Here is a 22,127-nt window from a genome sequence, read left to right on the forward strand (position 1 = left end):
GAAATTTCGAAGCCAGCGGCAACCTGACACATGGTCGGTTTTTTCCAGTTCTTCTTCATGACATTTCTCCTCTTATACCAGCCCGAAGGGACCGATCCTGTCGTTAGCCAACCATTGCAGGGCACCGACGCAATGGCTCGTCCATCAAGTTTCAAAATGGACAAATGAAACAATAGGTTTTGAAAAATTGAAAACAAACTATCGAGAATAATTGCAGTCCTTCCTTCAATTGTTCGTTGCGTAGGGTTTCTTCTCCTCCAGTGGAAGGTTTGCATCTTCCCATCCATCGGCGCCGAGCGGATACCAGATCACTGAACTGTAGCCCCACTGGACGGCCCGTTTCGCCGCATTCCACGACATCCAGCAATTCGTCATGCAGTAGAACAGAACCGTGCGCGACTTGTCCGTCCCGGCCTTGGCCGCGAGGCCTTGGCGAAAATAGCTGGCGGTCTCCTGCGAAATAGCGCCGTATCCCACATTGGCCAGCCATATGCTGCCTGGAATGTCCTTTCTGACCTTGTCTCTCCATATCGTCCCTGCCGGCAAATTGGCCGGTTTGGGCGTGTCCGGCATCACGTCGAAGAAGATCGCCTTTTTCGTTCGCCACAGCGCTTCCGCTTCCACCGTCGTCACCACCCTCGCGCCTTGCAGCGTCCGCGGTACCGGCGCCCGATAGTCGTCCATCCGGAAACCGCTGGGTTCGGCGATGTCGCCAGCCCATGTCGGCTCGGCCAGACCCAGAAGGCTCGCGGCGACCAGCACGAAAATAGTCTCCCTTCCATTCATTGGGTAATCAGGTTGTCGTGTTCGTCGATCAGCGGCACGTTGTAGCTCAGCAGGATCCTGGTGATCTCCGCCTGGTTTTCCCTGATCACCCGGTTGAGCGTCCGCTTCCATTCCTGGTCCGACGGACGTACGCCCATGGTGATGCGGTAAGACATGCGCGAGCCGGTTTTTTCCTTCACCAGTGGAACGATCGTCACATCAGCTCCGAGTTCCTTGGCGTAGTAACCTGCCATCGGTCCCCACAGCACCGCCGCATCGATCTTGTGTGCCAGCATGTCCTTGATCATGACCTCCCCCATTGATGGGGTGACGCGCGTATCCACCGCAAGCGGATAGATCTTGGCGGTCCGCAGAAGCTTGTTGGCGGCCATGTTGGCGGTTGGCGGCGTGCTTTCAACGACGCCGATCGTTTTGCCTGTGAGTCTGGGATCCTCGATCGTTTCCACGCCTTCCATATCGTGGCTTTTCGGATGCACCAGCACATAGGCGGAGCGATAGTAGGCGTTGGTGTTCTGCACCAGCTCATCGCCTTGGGCATAGCCCATGATGATGTCGCATCGGTTGGCCCCCAACGTATTGCGCACGAAGCCGGTGATCGTGGGAAACCAGGTGTAGGAGACGGACTTGCGCCCGGTTTTCGCGGCAACCAGTTCGGCCAGCTTGTTTTCGAAGCCTTCGCCGCTCTTGTCGGTGAAGGGCATATTCGAAGGATCGGCGCAGACGCGCAGAATGTCAGGGTCGACCAGTTCTCCCGCCGCGCCAAGGCCGGCGCTTTGCGCATGCGCGTTCGACGGCAGCAAGGCGAGTGTGCCGAGGATCGGCAGAACGACGCGCAGCTTCAATGCATCGCGGCCGATCATGTCATCCACCCATGCAGGATGCTTCGGCATCTTTCGCCGCCTGGGCCTTGTCTTCGTGCTTGGGCGGCCTTCCGCGGGGCGCCGCGCCATCCGCGCGCGCGCGCAGATAGACGTAGAGATCGTCCAGGTAGCAATAGACGTTCTTGTTGTCGCCAAAGGCAGGCATGACGTTTTCCTTGCCGCCGCCGACATTCTTGCGGCCTTCGGCGACGATCGAGAGGAATGTGGCGTAATCCATGGTTTTCAGGCTGTTGACCAAAGCCGGCGCATAGCTCGAACCTGTCGCGTCCTGTCCGTGGCAGACATGGCAATCGGAATGATACCGGCGGTAGCCGCTGAACGTGTACCAATCGACGGTTCCGTTTTCGATCTTGTAGGTCGGATTTCCATCCGCATCCAAATACTTGCCGCCTTCTTCCTTTACCGCCTTGGCTTTTTCCATGCTGTCGTCGGCCCGGGCGAGGCTCGAGCTTGCCAGAGGCAGCAGAGCCAGGACGAAAGCCGAAATTACAATGCGAACGGACATTCAAACGCTTCCTTCATTTGCCAATGGACACGGTTTTGCTGTCGCGACCGGCATTGATCGGTGTTTTTGGGTGCGTAACCGAATCGAGAGCCCGGCCATGGCTTCCGGATGTCCGGGCTCTCGTTCTTCAAGCCTTTGGTCTCACAAGACCTGAGGCATGCTCAAGGTTCCCAGCGCATCAATCCGGGAGACCGAAGACGGTGAGCTGACCGCCCAGCGTCGTGTAGTCGGCAAGTGCCGCGTAGCCGCCGACGGCACCCAGGCCAGCTGTACCAACGACAGCGGCTTGGTCGCCTTGCGCGCGGCCCTGATCGACGGCGCCATGCCAGGCAGCGGCGTTGTCAGGCGAAAGCAGGCCGCCTGCCAGGCCGATACCAGCCCATCCACCGACGCCCGACAGAACGGCGATATACTGCTTGCCGCCCTGCTCGTAGGTCGTGATGTTGCCGATGATGCCGGACGGGGTCTTGAACTTGTAGAGTTCCTTGCCGTCCTTATCGACCGCCTTGATGTAGCCTTCGAGTGTACCGTAGAAGACGACGTCGCCATCTGTCGCCAACGCGCCCGACCACACCGAGAACTGCTCGGGCTTCGACCAGACGATCTCGCCCTTGGCCGCATCCCAGGCAATGAAGTTGCCCATGTTGCCGTCGCCGCCAGGTGCGGGATACATCGACACGGTGGCGCCAACATAAGGCTGACCGGCGGTGTAGCTCACCTTGTAAGGCTCATAGTCCATGCAGACATGGTTGGTCGGGACATAGAACAGCCCGGTCTTCGGCGAATAGGCCGCCGGCTGCTGGTCCTTCGTTCCAAGCGCCGCCGGGCAGATGCCCGTCGAGTTGGTGTCTTCGCCGTTCTGCTGGGTCGAATATTTCGCCACGACCTGCGGGCGACCATACTGTTCGCTCTTGGGGTCCATGACGACTTCGGTCGCCCAGTTCACGGCCGGATCGTATTTCTTGGCGACGAGAAGGTCGCCGGTGGCGCGATCCATGGTGTAGGCAAAACCATTGCGATCGAAATGCACCAGCACGTCGTGCTTGGCGCCGTTGACCTCCATGCCATCGACGAGGATCATCTCGTTGATGCCGTCATAGTCCCATTCGTCATGCGGGGTCATCTGGTAGAGCCATTTGGCAACACCAGTATCCGCATCGCGGGCCATGATCGTCATCGACCAGCGATTGTCGCCGGGGCGTTGGACCGGGTTCCACGTCGAGGGATTGCCGGTGCCATAGTAGACCAGGTTCAGCTTGGGATCATAGGAATACCATCCCCATGTCGTGCCGCCGCCGGTCTTCCACTGCTCGCCTTCCCAGGTGTTCGTGCCGGAATCCTTGCCAACCGGCTTGCCGAGTTGCGTGGTCTTCTCGGGATCGATCAGGGTGTCTGCGTCCGGACCTTCCGAATAGGCTTTCCAGGCGAGTTTGCCATCTTTCAGATTGTAGGCGGCCAGCCAGCCGCGAACGCCGAATTCGGCGCCGGAGACGCCGATGAGCACCTTGTCCTTGACGACGACGGGGGCAGCCGTACCAGATTCGCCTTTGCCGCCATCGGTCTGGTCGCCGTTCTTGACCGACCAGACGACCTTGCCAGTCTTCGCGTCGAGGGCGACGACTGTGGTGTCGGCCTGATTGAGAATGATCTTGCCGTCACCATAGGCAACGCCACGGTTGACCGTATCGCAACACATGATCGGAATGACGTTGGGATCCTGCTTGGGTTCGTACTTCCAAAGGATCTTCCCGTCATTCTTGAGATCGAGCGCAAAGACATTGTTCGGGAAAGGCGTGTGGACATACATCACATCGCCGATGATAAGCGGTCCACCCTCGTGGCCTCGTAGCACGCCGGTGGAAAAGGTCCACTTGACCTGCAGGTTCTTCACATTGTCCGCAGTAATCTGGTTGAGTTTGGAATAGCGGGTGTTGGCGTAGTCACCCGTCTGCATTGCCCAGTTCTTCGAATCCGAAGCCAGCTTTGCAAGGTCCTCGTTAGCCGACGCCGTATAGGCCGCGCCGAGCGACAGAAACGCCGCAGTGGTTAGAATATAGGTAGCTTTCGTAAGTACACGCATCCGAATTCCTCCCGAGGTTCATAGTGATGAATCATTTGCTGAGCCCACAAGGGCTTGCCCAAGCGATTCACGGGGGGGGAAATATTTCCGGCAGCGTGTCACGACCTAAGCCAGATGTGCAGAGGGCACCGTTACTGCCCACCTCACCTTGGCCTACGAAAGACTGTCGCCGCTCCCTAATGACGGTGACGCCCTTGAAGCCGGAAACAGGGTGAGGCTATGTCATCGTAAAAGGCTAGGCAAGCAAAAAAGCCTGCTGGTGTTTTTGCACCGCAATATCGTAAATGATGCGGTGCAATATAAGAAAATAAGCAGGACGGTATTTGTTAGATAAAGTATTTATGACCGCGAAATAACGATGGGACACATAAAATTTAGTTATTTGTTGATTTTTACATTTCGCCTAAGCTTTGATTTTATTTGGAGGTATTCGCTTCGATGTCTCGGCATGGTCATGCGCGTGCTCCATTGGGAATCGATAGTGGGCCAAGCATGAGATGATCGTTGGAGTCGGGGCGTGGAGCAGGCCACGGAGCCGCCATGCGGAACCACGGTCGACAAGCCCCGCATTCCTCCTTTGGTCGCATACGGAAGCCATGGGCGCTTGACTGACTCTGCTGCACGTTGCCAACTGCCACGGTGATCCCGACTGGGCGCATCGCGCCTAGGCTAACCGGAGGTTTTCCCGTGATCAGATATGTTGGATTTTCGACTTTGCCGCTGCTCCTTGCCGGGCCGCTGGCCTTCGCAAACCCGGCGGGCGCCGCGGGTGATTACCCGACAGCAACGATCGCCGACTACGTGCTCGGCTGCATGCAGACGAACGGCCAGACACGTCAGGCGCTGGAAAGCTGTTCCTGCTCGATCGACGTCATCGCCTCGATCCTTCCCTACGACCACTATGAGAGAGCCGAGACTTTCAAGAGCATGTCTTTGACCACAGGCGAAAGCGCGGGGCTGTTTCGCGAAAGCGCACCGGCGAAGGCAGCCCGTACCGAATTGAAGCGCGCGCAGTCGGAAGCCGACGTGCGCTGCTTTTAGAGCCTGCTCCATCCGGAAGCCGGATGGAGCTTCGTCCTCTGCCTGGGCGTGATCTTCCCGAACGAGCTCCATTTTCGGGATCAAGTGGCAAGCACCGGCAGTCCAGCGCAAGATATCGAGACTTCAGAGTCCCGCTGTCTCGAGCGGCCACTGATTGCGAAATGTTTTGCCGTCCGTATCGATCGCTTCAACCTGGATTTCGCCCTTGCCGTGCACGGTGAAATCGAATCGGAAGTTGGGATCTTCCGAAATCGATATTCCACCTTCCATGGAGAGGATCGGCCGGCCGGCTTGGGAGATCGACAGTTTCTGGACAAAATGCGCCGGTATGAAATATTGGGTCAGCGGATCCCGCTGCAGCCCCGAATTGTTAGGGTGCCGGATCATCAACTGCAGTTCCTCGGTCTTGGTCATCGTCTCTTTGGGCGGGAACTGGCGCAGCTTCATCTGACCCATTGTCGCGTTGGCCTCGTCCTGGTTCTTGACCGCAGGGGCGGAGCAGCCACCTGACGCCTTGACGAAGGTCTGTACCATATGGAGTTGACCACCCTGCGTCTCAGCGATGGCACGCAGATAGGAATAGTCGTTGACGCGCACGCGCGTCGACAGATGCGTCACGCCGGCATCCTTGCCGAGCTGGAACGTTGCCGCCACCGGTGCAGGGTTCGCGTCGATGATCAAGGTAACGGATTTGATGCCGTCTGGCGCCTTGGCTGGATCGAGATAGATGTCGACGGGCACGATGGCGGCATCCTGCGCCCGCTTTGGTGCTTCGATCCTGACGACGCCGGTATCGACCAGAATTGCCCGATCGCCGAACACGTCGCCCTTCAAGTCATGCCAGATTCTATCCGAGGACGCGGTTGTTTGCTGTGCGTTGGCGGCTCCCGAGGAGCCGAGCAACGTGCCGATGGTCAAGATGATCGCGGCGAAAACGGATGCGAGCGGCAAGGCGAGCTGCCGGCTCGAGTAAGCTTGATTTTGCATTTCGATGCCTCCACCAATGCAAGACAGGTGGTGCCCAGGCTGGCGTTGAGGATAAGCCTTTGGCGACGCCTTGGCAAATCGCCGTGCTTTACGGCCGCCTGGCGCATGTCGGCGTCGTCTATTCCCATTCGAGTTCGGCAAATGCGGCCGTTGCGTTGCGCTCGTTGTAATCGTCGAACAGGTGCCAATTGTCCCGTTCGCTTCCGCCTGCGGTTTTGACTGCTTCGCGCAGCGGCGTTCCGTCGGCGATCGCCTTGCGGATATCGCGCGCCAGAACCTCGAAATAGCGTCGCTCCCCCGCCAGTGCCTGTGGCCAGTCGGCCGTTACAGGACCATGACCTGGAACGACGCGCGCGGCGTCGATCGCGGTGAGTGCATCCATCTGGCGGAGCCATCCAAGCAGTGATCCGTCGAGCGTCGGCAAGGAGCCCATGAACACCAGATCGCCGGCAAAGAGCGTTCTGGTCGTGGTATCGAATACGGTCAGGTCGTTGTCGGTGTGCGCCGCCTTCCATGCCCGCAGTTCGATCGTGCGCCCGCCGAGGTCGAGTTGCAGGTGATCGTCGACCAGCCTGGTCGGCGACACGATCTCGACCCCCTCCATCAGCGCCTCGCCAAGCTGTTCGCGATAGTTGTGCAGATAGAACGCGCCACGCGCGTCGAGGGCGCGCGGCAGATTGCGGTGACCGACGATGGTCGCGCCGATCTCCCGGAATGCCGCATTGCCGAAGATGTGGTCGGGGTGCATGTGGGTGTTGACCAGGAAGCGAACCGGCTTTGCGGTTACCTTTCCGATCGCGGCGAGAAAGGCGTGCGCCTCGATCAGGCTGCCACCGCTGTCGATGACGGCAACCGCATCGGTACCGATGACGGCGCCCAGATTGCAGATCGCACCGTCGTTGGCGGCGGTCATCAATTCATCCGTGCCCTGGAAGGCGAAGACGCCGTCGGCGATCTGCCTGAGCGAGAATCCCAGGTTGCCAGCCGCGGCTCGTCCGAGGCAGCACGGCAGCAAGGCGGCGCTGGCGGCGGTACAGGCGAAGCCACGCACAAGCCTGCGTCTTAGCCGATCGATCGACATGAAGGCCTCCGATATGCATTTCACCTGCAGGCGATCAGGTGACGTCCGGAAATCTATGATGGAACGACCGCAGAAGGTCGCTCATCACCTGCGAATTGCGATGTTGCCGTGGCAACCGTACGTCGAACACGCCGAGCACATGGGTTGGCCGCGGCGCGAGCACGATGATGCGGTCCGAGAGCATCAGTGCCTCGCGTAGATTGTGGGTCACCATCAAGGCGGTCGTGGGCCGTGCCGACCACACGGTCAAAAGCAGATGCCGAAGCCGCTCGGCGGTCTGTTCGTCGAGCGAGACAAAGGGTTCGTCCAGGAAAAGCACCGCCGGCTCCGTGGCGAAAGCCCTGGCAAGTGCTGCCCTGCGCGCAAGGCCGAGCGACAGTTCGGCAGGATAGAGCGAGCGCATGGCCGCGAGGCCGAGCGTGTCGAACAGCCCGTCGAGATTTTTCGCCCTCAAGCTTTTCGGCAACGCCAGCCTGACATTCTGCTCCACCGTTCGCCACGGCAGCAGGGTCGGTTCCTGGAATACGGCGGCGATGCGGTTCGAACCTCCTTGCGGCAACTGGAAGGAGCCGGAAAAGTCTTTGTCCAAGCCAAGCAGGATACGCAGCGTCGTGGTCTTGCCGCAGCCCGACGGTCCAAGCAAGCAGGCGAATTCGCCTTGCCGGACCTCGAAGGAAAGGTCCTGAAGCGCCGTGATCGAGACGCCTCGCGCGGACCTGAAGGTCTTTTCGGCGATGTCGACCTTAAGCGGGACGACGGCGCCAACGGGTTGCATGTCGTTCAACGGGCTGCACCAGGAGAAGTTCAATGACAAGCATCACCGCCACGAAAGCCAGCGTGTAGGCAAGAATGGCGGCGACATCGAAAAGCTGGAAATAGAGATGGATCTGGAAGCCGACACCGTTCGAGCGGCCGAGCAGTTCGACGACCAGGACGATCTTCCAGATGAGGGCGATGCCGGATCGCGACGCGGCGGCAAGATAGGGCTGCAATTGCGGCAGCAGGATATGGCGGATGCGATCAAGGCGGCCGAAGCGATAGACGGTGGCCATCTCGGCATAACTTGGATCAAGCGTCCTGGCGCCTTCACGCATCGTCACCACGACATTCGGGATCTTGTTCACCGCCACCGCGCCGATCGCCGCCCCCTCGTTGAGGCCGAACCAGATGTAGCCGAGGACGATGACCACCAGCGCCGGGATGTTGAGGAACAGGATCACCCACGGGTTGAAAAAACGGTCGACGCGACGATAGCTGCCGAGCAAAACGCCGATGACGGATCCGATGATCATTGCGACGATATATGATGCGGCGACCCGGCCGAGGGTCACGCCGAGATGGTAAAAGAGGTCGCCGCTCGCAGCCTCCCTGAGAAGCACCTGCCAGACCTGCCCAGGTCCTGGAAAGGCACGGCTTGGCCAGACGCCTGCCGCAAGGTTCCACAGCAGGTAAAGCCCGAGCAGGGAAACCGCTACGGTCAGCGCGGGCGCCAGTGCCGTCGCCAGGCTGCGTCGGCCGGACATGCTCGGCGGGGCATCACGCGTGCCGTCGGTTTCCGATGCGGTCATTTCCAGGGTTCCTGCCAGAATGTGCCGGGCGCCATCTCCGGCGCGCTGCCGACCAGCTTCGCGCCGCCGATCGCCGCCAGCACATGGTATAGCCTGCCGGCGTCAGCCGCTTCCTCGGCGACCGACCGTCTGGGAATGCCCTGACGATAGCGATCGCGCAGTTTTTCCAGTTCCTTGCCTTCCGCGCGAATGATCGGCGCCAGGCGCAGCCATTCGTCATCGGATCTGGCCAGCAAGTCCTTGGCTTGCGCGGACGCCCTTACGAACCCCCTGACGGCATCGGGGTTCTCGTTCGCCCATTGGTCATGGAAGACGTAACCGAGCGCCGACACGGGTCCCAGAGCCCCAAGCGTCTTTGCCGCGTCATTCACGCCGATCAATCGACGGAAGCCATTGGCCTCGAGACGGGCGCAAAAATGCCAGAAATTCAGCACTGCATCGAGTTCGCCCTGTATCGCCTTTTCCGAAATCAGCGGCGGCGCGCCAAAGACGATGTCGCTGGTTGCCGACAGGTCGACGCCGAGATCGCGTCTGGTCAGCGCTTGTATCAGCAGCCAACTCTTGTCGAGCGGGCCGCCGGCGACGCCGATCTTCTTGTCCTTGAGATCGGCGACCGTCCGGATCGGTGAACCCTCCTTCACCATGATCGCGCCCACGGCGGTGGAATAGGGGAACAATGTGAGGTCGCCGCCTTCGGAGCGCTGGCGCGAGACCCACAGCCAGTCGGAGACGATCATGTCGATCGCGCCAGCCTGCATCGCGACGCTGGTTGCATCCTCGCCGGCGAAGTCGATGATCTCCAGATCGATCCCGTTCGCGGCATCGAACTTGTGCTGCCGTAGCGTATCGAGTTCCCAACTCACGGTTCCAAACTTCAGCACACCGAGGCGAATCCTGGCTGCCGCAACGGCTGGCCTGGTAGCAAGAACAGCGGCTGTCCCGAGAACCGCCAGACGCAACGTCATGCGCCGTGAAACCATCATGACACCTCCTCCCCAGGGTTCCGCGCTGCCAAATCAGATGGCTCGTTCCTTGCTCGGAAATGCGCATTTCCAGCGCATGACCTTGAGGGTCGGGTGTTCTTGAGACCATTTCGCGATTTCGCTGGGGGCAAGGAACATGCATTGGAACAGGGTGCCGCGGCTCTCGAAATAGAGATGTTCGTCTCGGCAATTGCTCGGATTGGCGCTGAGGCAAACCGTCAATATGAGATCGACCATGTCCATTCAGCACCTCTTGCGCGTTCCCAAACGCCCGTCTCGGCGAGTCCAGCCCAACCAGGAGCCAGGACAAAACCGCCACTTGCCGGATTTCTCAAGGTGCCAATGGAGAAACCGGAATGAGGTCAAGCTACGCGCTCGCCCAATAGTCGTCAACAAAGACGAATGGACAGGATCCTTGAGCACCCAGGCCTCTAAACCTTTGTACGATTGACTTTCACAACATGCCGATTAGCTTGCGGGTGACGCGGCGCGGCTCCACGGGAGAAGCGGAATTTCCACGCCACCGCGTAAGGCGCATGCCGACGGATCAAAGGATCGGCATGCGCAAATCGTCCAGGGCACCCAGACGATCAATGAGGAAATACCATGCGCGCAATCGCATTTTTCGCAGTCATGTCCGTTGTGCCCTTCATCGCGAGCCAATCCCAGGCACAGGATGCGGCGGCGGGTGAGAAGGTCTTCGCCAAATGCAAGGTCTGCCATGTCGCCGACCAGGACAAGAACAAGGTCGGTCCGTCGTTGAACGGCGTCATCGGCCGAACAGCCGGCACGCATCCGGGGTTCAGCTATTCTCAGGCGATGGTCGCGGCAGGCAAGTCCGGCGTCAAATGGGATGAACCCACGCTGAAGACTTACCTTCACGATCCCAAGGCCATGGTCAAAGGAACAAAGATGGCGTTCGTCGGCCTCAAACAGGACGAAGACATCGCCAATGTCATCGCCTATCTGAAGCAATTCTCGAAATAGCGCGCCGCCGGCCGTTCGAACTTGCGTTCGGCCGGCGTTCGCCTCGATCACGCATCGGCTTGCAGCCCCTGCATTGCCGAAGGCAGATCGAAAAGGCTGTCGCAAACAAGATCGGCGCCAAGCTCTTCCACCGGAATGTGGCTGTAGCCGCCACGCAGCAGAATGACGGGCATGCCGGCGGCGCGTGCGGCGCCCAGGTCAGCGCCACTGTCTCCGACCAGCAGCGCGTCACCCGGGTCGACGCCTAGCTGTGCCAACGCCAGCAGCAGGGCATCGGGCGCCGGTTTCAGGTATGTCACCGCGTCTCCGCCGACGATCGCACCGAAATATTCCGTCAATCCGAAATGAAGCAGGATTTCGCGGGTCGCCAACTGCGGTTTGTTGGTTGCCACCCCCATGCTTAGTCCGCCCAAATGAAAGTGGGTGAGGGCCTCCCTGACGCCAGGCATCAGCCTTGTCAGGCCGGTCAGGTGCCGGCGGTAGATAGGCGCCATGACGCGGTTTGCCTCATCGAGAGCGTTGCCGAGCAGTGGCGCTCCCGATGCCGCGAAGGCTCGCTCGATCAGTTTCCTGACACCGCCGCCGATCATGGCCTTGACCCGGTCCAGGCGCAGCGGCGGCAGATCGCGGCTGGCCAGCAATTCGTTGACGGCGGCCGCTATGTCCGGTGCCGAGTCGACCAGCGTGCCGTCGAGGTCGAACAGGATCGCCTTCGGCGATCGAAGCGGCCTACCTGCGCCGACGTTCATGCGTCATCCTTCCACTTGATCGAGCAGCCGATCGAGGCGACCTGGTTCAGCGGCCCGTCGCCGGTTCGGGCAACCTGCTTCATCGCCTCGAACAGATCGCGTCTCAGCCCGGGCGCTCCGGCTTCTCGTCGCGAGGCGTCCAGCCGACCGCGATATTGCAATCCCAACTCGCTGTTGAACCCGAAGAAGTCGGGAGTGCACACGGCCACGTAATCGCGCGCTACAGTTTGGCGCTGGTCGTGCAGGTAAGGGAAGCTGAAGCCGTTCGTCGTGGCGAAGAGCTTCATTTGGTCGAAGGAATCCTCCGGGTAGGTGTCGGCATCGTTCGAGTTGATTGCGACAAAGCCGATACCTTCGGCCTTGAGGTCGTTGGCATCGCGCACGATACGTGAAATCACCGCCTTCACATAAGGGCAGTGATTGCAGATGAAGGCCACGACCAGGCCGTTCGGGCCGGCCTGGCTGAAGATCGAATGCGACCTGCCGTCGACGCCGGGCAAAACGGCATCGATCGCGCGCCAGCCGAAATCGCAGACAGGGGGGACGGCCGCCATGCTTGCCTCCGATGAAATGGTTTACGCGGCTTTCCGGATCGCACCGTCGGCCGCCTGTCGGATGGTTCCAATGTTGGCGCGGTAGGCCGCCTCGGCGCCTCCCTTGAACACGGCCGACCCGGCGACCAGCACATTGGCGCCGGCCGCGGCGACCAGCGGGGCGGTTTCGGCCGTGACGCCGCCATCGATTTCGATGTCAATCGGGCGGTGGCCAACCAATGCCTTGATTCGCCTGATCTTCTCGATGACCGCGGAAATGAAGGCCTGGCCGCCGAAGCCTGGATTGACCGTCATCAGAAGCACCAGATCGAGCCTGTCGAGCACATACTCGATGACGCTCTCCGGCGTCGAAGGATTCAGCGATACGCCGGCCTTCTTGCCGAGATTTTTGATCGCCTGCAGGGAACGATCGAGATGCGGCCCGGCCTCTGCATGCACCGTGATGATGTCGCAACCGGCGTCGGCGAACGCGGCCAGATAGGGGTCGGCCGGCGCGATCATCAGATGGCAGTCGAAGATTTTGTCCGTTCGGTCGCGGATCGCCTTGATCACCGGCGGACCGAAGGTGATGTTGGGCACGAAGTGGCCGTCCATCACGTCGAGATGGATCCAGTCGGCACCCGCCCGCACGACAGCTTCGACCTCGTCGCCGAGCCGCGAGAAATCCGCGGAAAGCACGGAGGGTGCGATGATTGTCCCGGTGACCATGGTCGTCGTCTCCAATTCTGTCTGCGGTGTTGGTCGCTGCGCCGGCCGCTTCGTCCTGTCAGCGCATCTTCGTCTCCGGTTCGCCTTCGAGTTTCCCTTCCGCGAACACGCGGCTGCCGCGAATGTCGGATTCCTCGATGGTGATAAGATCGGCCTTGGTCAACACCCGGCTGCGCGATGCGAAAAGCCGGTTGGCCTGCCGCAGCCGCGCCCGGTCGAGCCCATTGCGAACCGAACGCGCGTTGGAGAAATGCGGCAGCCTCATGCGGATCGGAAGATACTCTTCGAGCGCCTGGGACGCCGCCTCGCTGAGGCGATAATTCTGCTCCGCGAGCATAATCTCGGCGATCGATTTCAGTTCGCTGACGCCATAGTCGGGGAAGTCGAGGTGGTGGGCGATGCGCGAACGCATGCCGGGATTGCTGTCGAAGAAGCGGTCCATCTTGTTCTTGTAGCCGGCAAGGATCACAACCAGATCGTCACGGTTGTTCTCCATGCACTGCAGCAGGATTTCGATCGATTCCTGGCCGTAGTCGCGTTCGTTCTCTGGCTTGTAGAGATAGTAGGCCTCGTCGATGAAAAGCACGCCGCCCATGGCACGCTTGATCACCTCGCGGGTCTTGGGCGCGGTGTGGCCCACATACTGGCCGACGAGATCGTCGCGAGTCACGGCGACCATGTGGCCTTCGCGGACATAACCCAGACGATGCAGGATTTCGGCCATCCTCAGCGCCACCGTGGTCTTTCCGGTGCCAGGATTTCCCGTGAAATTCATGTGCAGCGTCGGCGCGCCCGATGTCAGTCCGAACCTGCGGCGAAGCCGGTCGACCAGGAGGAGGGCGGCGATCTCGCGGATGCGGGTCTTGACCGGCTTCAGGCCAACGAGTTCTCGGTCGAGCTTGTCCATCACCTCGTCGATGTTGGACGCCTCGAACTCGGCCTGCAGATCAACCGTCGCGTCCTGTGCGGCAGCGTCCTTTGTCATCGCGTTCAGCATGGTTCGGCTAGCTCCGCTCGCCCTCGGGCCTGTCGGTCGCATAAGGCACGATCGAATAACCCTGGCTGCGGCCGTCACGCTCCTGGCGCAGCAGCCGGAACCCGGGTTCGCTAGGCGGCCGGTTGACAATGAACGACATGCGCGGCGCTTCCCAGCCCTTGGTCGAATCGAAGGCGGTTACCCGCACATACATGTTCGGACAGGCTTTCCGGCAAGCATTGACCTCGAGCAGTATGCCCGCCGGATCTTTCAAGTCGAACATGGGGTTGCCGTACATTTCCCAATAGGTGTTTCGCGGATGCGGATCGTCCGTGTACTCGACGCTGACCGCCCAATGGTTCTTCAGCGCGTATTTGATCTGCGCCGAAATCTGCTCGTCGGTCAGGTCGGGCAGGAACGAGAACTGCCCCTGTGTGACCTTGTTTCCCGGATTGGTCATCATGACGACGGTTCCTTTCGTCTAGAAGCTGGGCGTTGCGGTTGGCACGAAGTCGGCCGTGTCGGTCGATTCGTAGTTGAAGGTGACGTCCTTCCAGGTCTCCAGGGCAGCCTTCAGCGGCGTGCACCATCTGGCCGCCTGTTCGAGGATCTTGGTCCCTTCGCGCAAATAATCGCGCCCCTCGTTGCGGGCCAGGATCATCGCTTCCAAGGCGACGCGATTGGCCGTCGCGCCTGCCTGGATACCGTCCGGATGGCCGATCGTGCCGCCGCCGAACTGCAGGATGACATCCTCGCCGAGATAGTGGATCAACTGGTGCATCTGGCCGGCATGGATGCCGCCCGAGGCAACGGGCATCACCTTGTTGAGCGAGGCCCATTCCTGATCGAAGAACAGCCCGGTTTCGAGGTTCTGCGGCGTGCGCTCCTCGCGCAGCGTGTCATAAAATCCCTTGATCATGAGCGGGTCGCCTTCCAGCTTGCCGACCACCGTGCCGGCATGGATGTGGTCGACGCCGGCCATGCGCATCCATTTGCAGATGACGCGGAAATTCATGCCGTGGTTCTTCTGGCGCGAATAGGTCGAGTTGCCGGCACGGTGCAGGTGCAGGATCATGTCGTTGCGGCGTGCCCACTTGGCCATCGACTGGATCGCCGTGTAGCCGATGACCAGATCGATCATCACAATGCAGGAGCCAAGTTGCTTGGCGAATTCGGCGCGCTCGTACATCTCCTCCATCGTGCCGGCGGTGACGTTGAGATAATGGCCTTTGACCTCGCCGGTGGCGGCCGACGCCTTGTTCACGGCCTCCATGCAGTAGAGGAAGCGGTCGCGCCAATGCATGAAGGGCTGCGAGTTGATGTTCTCGTCGTCCTTGACGAAGTCGAGGCCGCCCTTCAGCGCTTCATAAACGACGCGCCCGTAATTGCGTCCCGACAGGCCAAGCTTCGGCTTCGTCGTCGCGCCGAGCAGCGGCCGGCCGAACTTGTCGAGCCGCTCACGCTCCACCACGATGCCGGTCGCCGGCCCCTGGAAAGTTTTGAGATACGCCACCGGGATACGCATGTCTTCCAGCCGCAAAGCCTTGACTGCCTTGAAGCCGAACACATTGCCGATGATCGATGCGGTCAGGTTGGCGATCGAGCCCGGCTCGAACAGGTCGAGGTCGTAGGCGATGTAGGCGAAGTACTGTTGCTCGGTCTTGGTTCCGGGACCGGTGTTCGGCACCGGCTCGGATCTGAACGCCTTGGCGCGATAGAGCTCGCAAGCTGTCAGCCGGTCGGTCCACACCACGGTCCACGTCGCGGTGGAGGATTCACCGGCGATGGCGGCTGCCGCCTCCTCGTGGTCGACACCGGGTTGCGGCGTGATCCGGAACATGGCGATCAGATCGGTTTCCTTGGGCCTGTAGTCAGGCTCCCAGTAGCCCATCTTCTTGTAGGGGATGACCCCTGACTTGTAGCGCTCCTTGCCTTCCTTGAGCGTCCCCGCTGGCAGTATGTCGATCTTGTTCATGACAGGTCTCCTGTTTGTTGCTCAGGCGGCTTTCGCGGTTGCGATTTGGGGGTCGAGTTTTCCCGCGGCGTAACGTTTCGCCATCTCGTCCATGGCGATGACCTTGATCTTCGAGGCGTTGGACGCCGTGCCGAAACGCTCGAAGCGGTCCCGGCAAAGGTCGCGCAAGGCATCCATGGCGGGCTTCAGGAATTTGCGGGGGTCGAACTCGCGCGGGTCTTCCGTCGCGACGCGGCGGAACTGCCCGGCCATGGCCATGCGGCAATCGGTGTCGATATTGACCTTGCGCACGCCGTAGCGGATGCCGCGCTCGATCTCCTCGACCGGGACGCCAAAAGTCTGGGGCATCTCGCCGCCGTATCTGTTGATGATGTCCTGCAACTCCTGCGGCACAGAGGAAGAGCCGTGCATGACCAGATGCGTGTTGGGCAGCTTCTCGTGGATCGCCTCGATCACCTGCATGGCCAGGATGTCGCCGTCCGGCTTGCGGGTGAATTTGTAGGCACCGTGCGAGGTGCCGCAGGCAATCGCCAGCGCGTCGACTTGGGTTGCGGTCACGAAGTCGACCGCCTGATCGGGATCGGTCAGGAGCTGGTCGTGGGAGAGCGCGCCCTCGGCGCCGTGGCCATCCTCGGCCTCGCCTTGGCCGGTTTCCAGCGAGCCGAGCACGCCCAGTTCGCCTTCGACGGAAGCGCCGACCCAATGCGCCATACGTGCGACGCGTTCGGTTATGGCGACGTTGTAGTCGTAGCTTGCCGGCGTCTTGGCGTCCGCCATCAAGGATCCGTCCATCATCACCGAGGTGAAGCCGTGGCGGATCGCGGAAAGGCAGGTGGCCTCGCTGTTGCCGTGGTCTTGATGGATGCATAGCGGGATGGTTGGGTGGATTTCGGTCAGCGCCTCCATCATCTTGGCCAGCATGATGTCGTTGGCATAGGACCGGGCGCCACGCGAAGCCTGGATGATGACAGGCGCGTCGCAGGCCTTGGCCGCTTCCATGATGGCGAGGCCCTGTTCCATGTTGTTGATGTTGAATGCCGGTACGCCGTAGCCGTGCTCGGCGGCATGGTCGAGAAGCTGGCGAAGGGTGATGCGAGCCATTGTGAATCCTCCTAGATGATGAGCTTCAGCGCCGCTGCAGCAACCGCTTCGGACGTTATGTTGAAATGCCGGTAGAGGTCGGGGGCAGGGGCGCTGGCGCCGAAGCCGGTCATGCCGACGAAAGCGCCGGTCTCGCCGATCCAGCGGTCCCAGCCCAGCCGGGCTGCCGCTTCGACCGCGACGCGCGGCGCCGAGCCGAGGACGGCCTTGCGGGTGGCGCTTTCCTGCTCCTCGAAAAGCTCCCAGCACGGCATCGACACGACGGCGGCGGCGACACCATGCTCGGTCTCCAGCCTTTCGGCGGCAGCAACCGCGATCTCGACCTCCGAGCCGGTGGCGATCAGGGTGACGGCACGGTGCTCGGCTGGTTCGCGCAGGACGTAGGCACCTTGGCGGGAGCGGTTCTCGTCACTGTGCGACCGACGCAGCATCGGCAGGTTCTGGCGCGACAGCACCAGGACGCTCGGCCGATCCTTGCTCTTCAGCGCGAGTTCCCAGCACTCCGCCGTTTCGATGACATCCGCCGGACGGAAGACGTTGAGATTGGGCGTGGCACGCAGCATCGCCAGGTGCTCGACCGGCTGGTGCGTCGGACCGTCCTCGCCGAGGCCGATGGAATCGTGTGTCATCACATAGATGACGCGCTGGCCCATGAGCGCCGAGAGCCGCATCGCGCCGCGCGCATAATCGGCGAAGCACAGGAACGTACCGCCATAAGGCACGAACCCTCCATGCAGCGCGATGCCGTTCATGGCGGCCGCCATGCCGTGTTCACGAATGCCGTAGTGAATGTAGCGGCCGGCATAGTCACTCGGCGCAATGCGGTTCATGCCCTTGGTGATCGTCAGATTCGAGTGCGTCAGATCGGCCGAGCCGCCGACGGTCAATTCCGTTGCGCCGTTGATGGCCTCCAGCACCATTTCGGAGGCTTTTCGCGTCGCCACCTTGGTTGCCTTCTCGACATGTTCGCGACGAAAGGCTTCGAGCGCGTCGAAGACCGTGTCGGCCAGTTCGGCGGCGACGGCGTTTTCAAAAGCCTCGCGTCGCGGCGAGGCGGCAAGCCGCTGCTCCCAGGCGCGCCGCATCGCTTCGCCGCGACCGGCAATCTCGCGCCAGGCGAAAAGGATATCATCCGGCACCTCGAACGGCGCGTGGGCCCAGCCGATGTTTTCGCGTGTCGCGGCGATCTCTGCTTCACCCAGCGGTGCGCCGTGCGTCTTTTCCGAACCGCCGAGATTGGGGGCACCCATGCCGATCACTGTGCGGCAGGCAATCAGCGATGGCCGATCCGACCGCCGCGCCGCCTCGATTGCCGCGGCGACTGCTGCCATGTCGTGCCCGGCGACACTTTGGACATCCCAGCCGGCGGCCTTGAAGCGCGCCGGCTGGTCCATCGACGTGGAGAGGGAGGTCGGCCCGTCAATGGAAATCGCATTGTCGTCCCAGAAGACAATCAGGCGGGAAAGCTTCAGGTGACCAGCGAGGTCTATCGCCTCGTGACTGATTCCCTCCTGAAGGCAGCCGTCGCCCGCAATCACATAGGTATGATGATCGACCAGATCGGCACCGTAGCGGGCGGCAAGCATGCGTTCCGCCAGCGCCATGCCGACCGCCGTGGAAATGCCCTGTCCAAGCGGTCCGGTGGTGGTCTCCACGCCAAGCGCATGGCCGTATTCCGGATGTCCGGCGGTGCGGCTGCCCAGCTGCCGAAATCGCTGCAATTCCTCGACCTGCATGTCTTCGTAGCCGAGCAGATGATGCAGCGCGTATTGCAGCATCGAGCCGTGGCCGGCTGAAAGCACGAAACGGTCACGGTCGGGCCAGTCCGGTCTCGACGGATCGATATTGATGAAGCGGTTGAACAGCACCGTTGCGACATCGGCCATGCCCATCGGCATGCCGGGATGACCCGAATTCGCCTTTTGGACGCTGTCCATCGCCAGCGCGCGAATGGCGTTCGCCATCTCGCGCTCCGAGACGGGAGCGGTTGTGGTGACGGGCTTCAGTGCTGTTTGGCTGGTCATTGCATCCTCCTCACGACACACGGCTCTTGCGTTCAACCAATTGCAGGATGAGCGGCGTCAGGATCAGCTGCATGGCAAGATCGAGCTTGTTGCCTGGCACCACGATGGAATTTGGCCGCGACATGAACGAGTCGTGGATCATCGACAGCAGATACGGAAAATCGATGCCGCGCGGATTGGCGAAGCGGATAACCAGCATCGATTCGTCGGGTGTCGGAATCCAGCGCGCGATGAACGGGTTGGACGTATCGACGATCGGCACGCGCTGGAAGTTGATGGCGGTCTGCGAGAATTGCGGGACAATGTAGCGGACATAGTCGGGCATCCGGCGCAGGATCACGTCCATCACCGCCTCGGTGGAATAGCCGCGTGTCGAACGGTCGCGATGGATCTTCTGGATCCATTCGAGATTGATGACCGGCACGACGCCGATCTTGAGATCCGCATGCTTGGCCAGATTGATCGTGTCGGTGACGACACAGCCGTGCAGCCCCTCGTAGAAGAGCAGGTCGCTGGGAGCGAATTCGCGCCATTCGGTAAAGGTTCCCGGTGGCGTGCCGTGCTGCTTTTCCTCTTCCTCATCATGAATGTAGGTGCGGGTCTTGCCGGTTCCGCGGCGGCCATATTCCGCGAACACCTCTTCGAGAATTCCGAGTTCGTTGGCCGCGGCATTGAAATGGGTGAAGTTCGGGTTGCCGGCCTTTTCCTCCTCGGCCACCTTTGCCTTCATCGCAGCGCGGTCGTAGCGGTGAAATGCGTCGCCTTCGATGAAAGCGGCCTCGATGTTCTCGCGCCGGAAAATCAGCTCGAAGATGCGCTTGACCGAGGTCGTGCCGGCGCCCGACGACCCGGTGATGGTGATGATGGGGTGCTTGGCTGACATGGTGCAGCTCAGGCTCTGAACAGGCCGCGGCGGCTGAACAGCGGCGCACGCTCACCGATGTTGCTCGGCTCTGTGTGGTAGCGCGTGATGCGCGCGACTTCCCGCGCCGACCCGAAGATCATCGGCACGCGCTGATGCAGGCTCTCGGGCTCGATTTCCAGGATGCGGGTGATCGCGTCGGTGGCGGCACCACCAGCCTGCTCTATGAGATAGGCGATCGGGTTGGCCTCGTAGACGAGGCGCAGCCGTCCCTGACCATAGCCCTTGCGCCGATCGCCGGGGTAGAGAAAAACGCCGCCGCGCATCAATATGCGGTAACAGTCGGCGACCAGAGAGGCGATCCAGCGCATGTTGAAATCCTTCTCGCGCGGTCCTTCGGTGCCCTCCAGGCAGTCGTCGACATAGAGCCGCACAGCCTCGTCCCAGTGCCGGTAGTTGGCGGCGTTGATGGCGAACTCCTGAGTGCGTTGCGGAATGATCCGGCTTTCATAGGCCTGGACGAAGGTGCCGAGCCTTGTCGAGAAGACGAAGACATGCGTGCCGCTGCCGAGCGACAGGACGAGTGCCAGCTGCGGCCCATAGATGAAGAAACCGGCGCCTAGCTGGTTCACGCCCGCCTGCAAGAAAGAGGCGGCCGGATCAGCGTCCGGCGCGCCAGTTGCGGTCAGGAGCGAGAAGATCGTTCCGATCGACACGTTGGTGTCGATGTTGGAAGAGCCGTCGAGCGGGTCGATCGCAATGGCGAGTGGCGCTTGCCTGTCGAGCAGGACTGGCTGCTCCAGCTCCTCGGAGGCGTAAAGCGCCACCGGCGCACGGCGCATGGCGTCGAGGAAGATGTCGTCGGAGAAGACGTCGAGATCCTTCTGGACGTCGCCGTCGGCATTGGCGCCACGGGTCTCGGCAAAGGCGGCGCCGAGCACCCCTTGGTTGATGGTGTTGCGGACCTTGATGGCGGCCTGTGTCAACTGACGGACGGTCGTCACAACGGCCGAGCGGAATTCGTCTGGCTGGCCGAGATAGGAGTTCAGAAAAGCGTCGAGCGTTGCCGCTGGCATCGTAACCTCCCGGTCCGGCCGCATCTCCTCGGAGCGGCTGGACTGGAGGAATGGAAACAAACGTCGCGAGATAAGTAAAATTCAATAACTTTACTTAGCCAGTAAAAATAATTTAGTATGCCCCATGAGGAACCTCACGCTCAAGCATTTCAAGACCGTCCAGGCAATCATCAAGTGCGGCAAAATTGTCAGCGCGGCCAAGATGTTAGGTCTGTCTCCTCCAGCTCTGACAATCCAACTGCGGCAAGTGGAGGAAGAATTCCAGTTGGCTCTGTTCGACCGAACATCGGACGGCATGCGTCCCACTGCCGCAGGTCTGGCTTTCTTCGAGACGGGGCAGGCTATCGAGGAGCATCTCGGTTTGCTCGGAGACAAGATGGATGCCATCAAAGGCGTACGCACCGGCAGCTTGAGGCTCGGTGTCGTTTCCACCGCCAAATATTTCGCGCCGCGGCTGATGGCTGCGTTCATGAAGGACCATCCCGACATCGACATGCGGCTTGCCATCGGCAACCGTGCCCAGACGATCGACAACCTCAGGAACCACGACATCGATATCGCGCTGATGGGGCGTCCGGCGAAAGAGGTTCCCGTGCGTGCTTCGGTCTTCGGCGATCACCCGCTGGTCATCATCGCGCCGCCCGACCATCCCTTGGTGGGGGCACGCGATATCTCCAAGGAGCGGATCGCGGAGGAGCATTTCCTTATTCGCGAGCCCGGCTCCGGAACCCGCATCTCGTTGGAAATATTCCTGAGCGACGTGCCTGGGCGCATCGACGACCTCGGTGTCGAGATGGCCTCGAACGAAACGATCAAGCAGGCGGTGATGGCTGGACTGGGCATCGCCTTCATCTCTGCCCACACCATCGCTGCGGAAACCGAAGCAGGCCGGCTTGTCATCCTCGATGTTGTCGGCATGCCGATCCGCCGGCAATGGTTCTCGGTGATGCGAACCGATCACGCAATCTCGCCGGCGATGGCTACGTTCAACGATTTCCTGATGCGCAAGGGCGCGATGTACCTGCCCCTTTTCGGAAAGCTGTATCCAGACAAGGCGGGATGACATCGCACGAACGCAACGGATGAAAGTCCGGTGGAGAACGCCCGCGATCGTTGGTGTTATATAAGCGATATGTTATGTTGCAGTGCGAAAGAGCGGGGGCCGCGTCCTTTCACACCCGTAGGCGATCTGTATGTGCAACC

The 22,127-nt window shown here is 61.0% G+C and carries 23 protein-coding genes; 3 read left to right on the forward strand and 20 right to left on the reverse strand.

Features of this window, described 5'->3' with window-relative positions; all coding sequences use genetic code 11:
- Positions 1–225: 225 nt before the first annotated feature.
- From AC0L2D_RS14650 to AC0L2D_RS14665, 4 genes are all read right to left on the reverse strand, one after another.
- On the reverse strand, positions 226–786 hold the full coding sequence (locus tag AC0L2D_RS14650; protein WP_024504368.1) for a PQQ-dependent catabolism-associated CXXCW motif protein: 561 nt from the start codon (positions 784–786) through the stop codon (positions 226–228).
- Positions 783–1,676 (reverse strand): quinoprotein dehydrogenase-associated putative ABC transporter substrate-binding protein, encoded by an 894-nt coding sequence (locus AC0L2D_RS14655; protein WP_013532072.1) that lies wholly within the window; start codon positions 1,674–1,676, stop codon positions 783–785. The genes AC0L2D_RS14650 and AC0L2D_RS14655 overlap by 4 nt, the downstream gene beginning before the upstream one ends.
- Positions 1,648–2,172, reverse strand: coding sequence for a c-type cytochrome, methanol metabolism-related (locus tag AC0L2D_RS14660; RefSeq protein ID WP_013532071.1), 525 nt, complete (start codon positions 2,170–2,172; stop codon positions 1,648–1,650). Before AC0L2D_RS14660 ends, AC0L2D_RS14655 begins: the two co-directional genes overlap by 29 nt.
- 178 nt (positions 2,173–2,350) lie before the next feature.
- On the reverse strand, positions 2,351–4,126 hold the full coding sequence (locus AC0L2D_RS14665; RefSeq protein ID WP_128278335.1) for a methanol/ethanol family PQQ-dependent dehydrogenase: 1,776 nt from the start codon (positions 4,124–4,126) through the stop codon (positions 2,351–2,353).
- Positions 4,127–4,939: 813 nt separating this feature from the next.
- On the opposite strand from AC0L2D_RS14665, the gene AC0L2D_RS14670 reads away from it, so the two are divergent.
- A complete protein-coding gene (locus tag AC0L2D_RS14670) occupies positions 4,940–5,293 on the forward strand; it encodes a hypothetical protein (RefSeq protein WP_127368065.1) in 354 nt (117 codons plus the stop codon).
- Positions 5,294–5,416: 123 nt separating this feature from the next.
- On the opposite strand, the gene AC0L2D_RS14675 is transcribed toward AC0L2D_RS14670, so the two are convergent.
- From AC0L2D_RS14675 to AC0L2D_RS14700, 6 genes are all read right to left on the reverse strand, one after another.
- Positions 5,417–6,280 carry a quinoprotein dehydrogenase-associated SoxYZ-like carrier gene (locus tag AC0L2D_RS14675; protein ID WP_013532068.1) on the reverse strand — a complete coding sequence of 288 codons (864 nt, stop codon included), beginning with the start codon at positions 6,278–6,280 and terminating at the stop codon, positions 5,417–5,419.
- Between the two features lie 118 nt (positions 6,281–6,398).
- Positions 6,399–7,361, reverse strand: a complete 963-nt coding sequence (locus tag AC0L2D_RS14680; RefSeq protein ID WP_473541403.1) for a quinoprotein relay system zinc metallohydrolase 2 — start codon at positions 7,359–7,361, stop codon at positions 6,399–6,401.
- A gap of 34 nt (positions 7,362–7,395) precedes the next feature.
- A complete protein-coding gene (locus AC0L2D_RS14685) occupies positions 7,396–8,136 on the reverse strand; it encodes an ABC transporter ATP-binding protein (RefSeq protein WP_013532066.1) in 741 nt (246 codons plus the stop codon).
- Positions 8,105–8,929, reverse strand: a complete 825-nt coding sequence (locus tag AC0L2D_RS14690; RefSeq protein ID WP_473541404.1) for an ABC transporter permease — start codon at positions 8,927–8,929, stop codon at positions 8,105–8,107. The genes AC0L2D_RS14685 and AC0L2D_RS14690 overlap by 32 nt, the downstream gene beginning before the upstream one ends.
- A complete protein-coding gene (locus AC0L2D_RS14695; RefSeq protein ID WP_127384921.1) occupies positions 8,926–9,912 on the reverse strand; it encodes an ABC transporter substrate-binding protein in 987 nt (328 codons plus the stop codon). Before AC0L2D_RS14695 ends, AC0L2D_RS14690 begins: the two co-directional genes overlap by 4 nt.
- 33 nt (positions 9,913–9,945) lie before the next feature.
- Positions 9,946–10,155, reverse strand: coding sequence for a hypothetical protein (locus AC0L2D_RS14700; RefSeq protein ID WP_013532063.1), 210 nt, complete (start codon positions 10,153–10,155; stop codon positions 9,946–9,948).
- Between the two features lie 363 nt (positions 10,156–10,518).
- On the opposite strand from AC0L2D_RS14700, the gene AC0L2D_RS14705 reads away from it, so the two are divergent.
- Complete coding sequence (locus AC0L2D_RS14705; RefSeq protein ID WP_024504374.1) at positions 10,519–10,899, forward strand: c-type cytochrome; 381 nt, start codon at positions 10,519–10,521, stop codon at positions 10,897–10,899.
- Between the two features lie 47 nt (positions 10,900–10,946).
- Here the strand turns inward: AC0L2D_RS14705 and gph are convergent, their stop codons facing one another.
- From gph to AC0L2D_RS14755, 10 genes are read right to left on the reverse strand one after another with little or no spacing between them, the layout of a single operon-like run.
- The gene (gene gph / locus AC0L2D_RS14710; RefSeq protein ID WP_473541405.1) at positions 10,947–11,648 is read right to left on the reverse strand and encodes a phosphoglycolate phosphatase; all 702 of its coding nucleotides are present in this window, start codon (positions 11,646–11,648) and stop codon (positions 10,947–10,949) included.
- Positions 11,645–12,202 carry a thioredoxin family protein gene (locus AC0L2D_RS14715; protein ID WP_064995359.1) on the reverse strand — a complete coding sequence of 186 codons (558 nt, stop codon included), beginning with the start codon at positions 12,200–12,202 and terminating at the stop codon, positions 11,645–11,647. The genes gph and AC0L2D_RS14715 overlap by 4 nt, the downstream gene beginning before the upstream one ends.
- Before the next feature lie 21 nt (positions 12,203–12,223).
- The gene (gene rpe / locus AC0L2D_RS14720) at positions 12,224–12,910 is read right to left on the reverse strand and encodes a ribulose-phosphate 3-epimerase (protein ID WP_013532059.1); all 687 of its coding nucleotides are present in this window, start codon (positions 12,908–12,910) and stop codon (positions 12,224–12,226) included.
- A 58-nt stretch (positions 12,911–12,968) separates the two neighbouring features.
- Positions 12,969–13,907: a CbbX protein gene (cbbX, locus tag AC0L2D_RS14725; RefSeq protein ID WP_013532058.1), complete on the reverse strand. Its 939-nt coding sequence runs from the start codon at positions 13,905–13,907 to the stop codon at positions 12,969–12,971.
- Positions 13,908–13,914: 7 nt separating this feature from the next.
- Entirely contained in the window at positions 13,915–14,349 is a 435-nt protein-coding gene (locus AC0L2D_RS14730) for a ribulose bisphosphate carboxylase small subunit (RefSeq protein ID WP_013532057.1), read from the reverse strand.
- Positions 14,350–14,367: 18 nt separating this feature from the next.
- A complete protein-coding gene (locus AC0L2D_RS14735) occupies positions 14,368–15,861 on the reverse strand; it encodes a ribulose-bisphosphate carboxylase large subunit (protein ID WP_013532056.1) in 1,494 nt (497 codons plus the stop codon).
- A gap of 21 nt (positions 15,862–15,882) precedes the next feature.
- Positions 15,883–16,962: a class II fructose-bisphosphate aldolase gene (gene fba, locus AC0L2D_RS14740; protein WP_013532055.1), complete on the reverse strand. Its 1,080-nt coding sequence runs from the start codon at positions 16,960–16,962 to the stop codon at positions 15,883–15,885.
- 11 nt (positions 16,963–16,973) lie between these two features.
- Complete coding sequence (gene tkt / locus AC0L2D_RS14745) at positions 16,974–18,986, reverse strand: transketolase (RefSeq protein WP_024504379.1); 2,013 nt, start codon at positions 18,984–18,986, stop codon at positions 16,974–16,976.
- 10 nt (positions 18,987–18,996) lie between these two features.
- Positions 18,997–19,869 carry a phosphoribulokinase gene (locus tag AC0L2D_RS14750; RefSeq protein ID WP_013532053.1) on the reverse strand — a complete coding sequence of 291 codons (873 nt, stop codon included), beginning with the start codon at positions 19,867–19,869 and terminating at the stop codon, positions 18,997–18,999.
- A gap of 8 nt (positions 19,870–19,877) precedes the next feature.
- On the reverse strand, positions 19,878–20,924 hold the full coding sequence (locus tag AC0L2D_RS14755; protein WP_013532052.1) for a class 1 fructose-bisphosphatase: 1,047 nt from the start codon (positions 20,922–20,924) through the stop codon (positions 19,878–19,880).
- A 124-nt stretch (positions 20,925–21,048) separates the two neighbouring features.
- On the opposite strand from AC0L2D_RS14755, the gene AC0L2D_RS14760 reads away from it, so the two are divergent.
- Entirely contained in the window at positions 21,049–21,987 is a 939-nt protein-coding gene (locus AC0L2D_RS14760; protein WP_473541406.1) for a LysR family transcriptional regulator, read from the forward strand.
- The last annotated feature ends 140 nt before the right edge of the window (positions 21,988–22,127 follow it).

This window comes from Mesorhizobium sp. WSM4833 (assembly GCF_055811095.1).

Excerpts from the sequence above, each read along its gene's own strand:
- AC0L2D_RS14695 (WP_127384921.1), bottom strand. The coding sequence starts at position 9,912 with ATGATGGTTTCACGGCGCATGACGTTGCGTCTGGCGGTTCTCGGGACA.
- AC0L2D_RS14685 (WP_013532066.1), bottom strand. The coding sequence starts at position 8,136 with ATGCAACCCGTTGGCGCCGTCGTCCCGCTTAAGGTCGACATCGCCGAA.
- gph (WP_473541405.1), bottom strand. The coding sequence starts at position 11,648 with ATGAACGTCGGCGCAGGTAGGCCGCTTCGATCGCCGAAGGCGATCCTG.
- AC0L2D_RS14750 (WP_013532053.1), bottom strand. The coding sequence starts at position 19,869 with ATGTCAGCCAAGCACCCCATCATCACCATCACCGGGTCGTCGGGCGCC.
- AC0L2D_RS14655 (WP_013532072.1), bottom strand. The coding sequence starts at position 1,676 with ATGCCGAAGCATCCTGCATGGGTGGATGACATGATCGGCCGCGATGCA.
- AC0L2D_RS14700 (WP_013532063.1), bottom strand. The coding sequence starts at position 10,155 with ATGGACATGGTCGATCTCATATTGACGGTTTGCCTCAGCGCCAATCCG.
- AC0L2D_RS14755 (WP_013532052.1), bottom strand. The coding sequence starts at position 20,924 with ATGCCAGCGGCAACGCTCGACGCTTTTCTGAACTCCTATCTCGGCCAG.
- AC0L2D_RS14650 (WP_024504368.1), bottom strand. The coding sequence starts at position 786 with ATGAATGGAAGGGAGACTATTTTCGTGCTGGTCGCCGCGAGCCTTCTG.
- cbbX (WP_013532058.1), bottom strand. The coding sequence starts at position 13,907 with ATGCTGAACGCGATGACAAAGGACGCTGCCGCACAGGACGCGACGGTT.
- AC0L2D_RS14735 (WP_013532056.1), bottom strand. The coding sequence starts at position 15,861 with ATGAACAAGATCGACATACTGCCAGCGGGGACGCTCAAGGAAGGCAAG.
- AC0L2D_RS14730 (WP_013532057.1), bottom strand. The coding sequence starts at position 14,349 with ATGATGACCAATCCGGGAAACAAGGTCACACAGGGGCAGTTCTCGTTC.
- AC0L2D_RS14690 (WP_473541404.1), bottom strand. The coding sequence starts at position 8,929 with ATGACCGCATCGGAAACCGACGGCACGCGTGATGCCCCGCCGAGCATG.
- AC0L2D_RS14660 (WP_013532071.1), bottom strand. The coding sequence starts at position 2,172 with ATGTCCGTTCGCATTGTAATTTCGGCTTTCGTCCTGGCTCTGCTGCCT.
- AC0L2D_RS14665 (WP_128278335.1), bottom strand. The coding sequence starts at position 4,126 with ATGCAGACGGGTGACTACGCCAACACCCGCTATTCCAAACTCAACCAG.
- tkt (WP_024504379.1), bottom strand. The coding sequence starts at position 18,986 with ATGACCAGCCAAACAGCACTGAAGCCCGTCACCACAACCGCTCCCGTC.
- rpe (WP_013532059.1), bottom strand. The coding sequence starts at position 12,910 with ATGGTCACCGGGACAATCATCGCACCCTCCGTGCTTTCCGCGGATTTC.
- AC0L2D_RS14705 (WP_024504374.1), top strand. The coding sequence starts at position 10,519 with ATGCGCGCAATCGCATTTTTCGCAGTCATGTCCGTTGTGCCCTTCATC.
- AC0L2D_RS14715 (WP_064995359.1), bottom strand. The coding sequence starts at position 12,202 with ATGGCGGCCGTCCCCCCTGTCTGCGATTTCGGCTGGCGCGCGATCGAT.
- AC0L2D_RS14680 (WP_473541403.1), bottom strand. The coding sequence starts at position 7,361 with ATGTCGATCGATCGGCTAAGACGCAGGCTTGTGCGTGGCTTCGCCTGT.
- AC0L2D_RS14760 (WP_473541406.1), top strand. The coding sequence starts at position 21,049 with ATGAGGAACCTCACGCTCAAGCATTTCAAGACCGTCCAGGCAATCATC.
- AC0L2D_RS14675 (WP_013532068.1), bottom strand. The coding sequence starts at position 6,280 with ATGCAAAATCAAGCTTACTCGAGCCGGCAGCTCGCCTTGCCGCTCGCA.
- fba (WP_013532055.1), bottom strand. The coding sequence starts at position 16,962 with ATGGCTCGCATCACCCTTCGCCAGCTTCTCGACCATGCCGCCGAGCAC.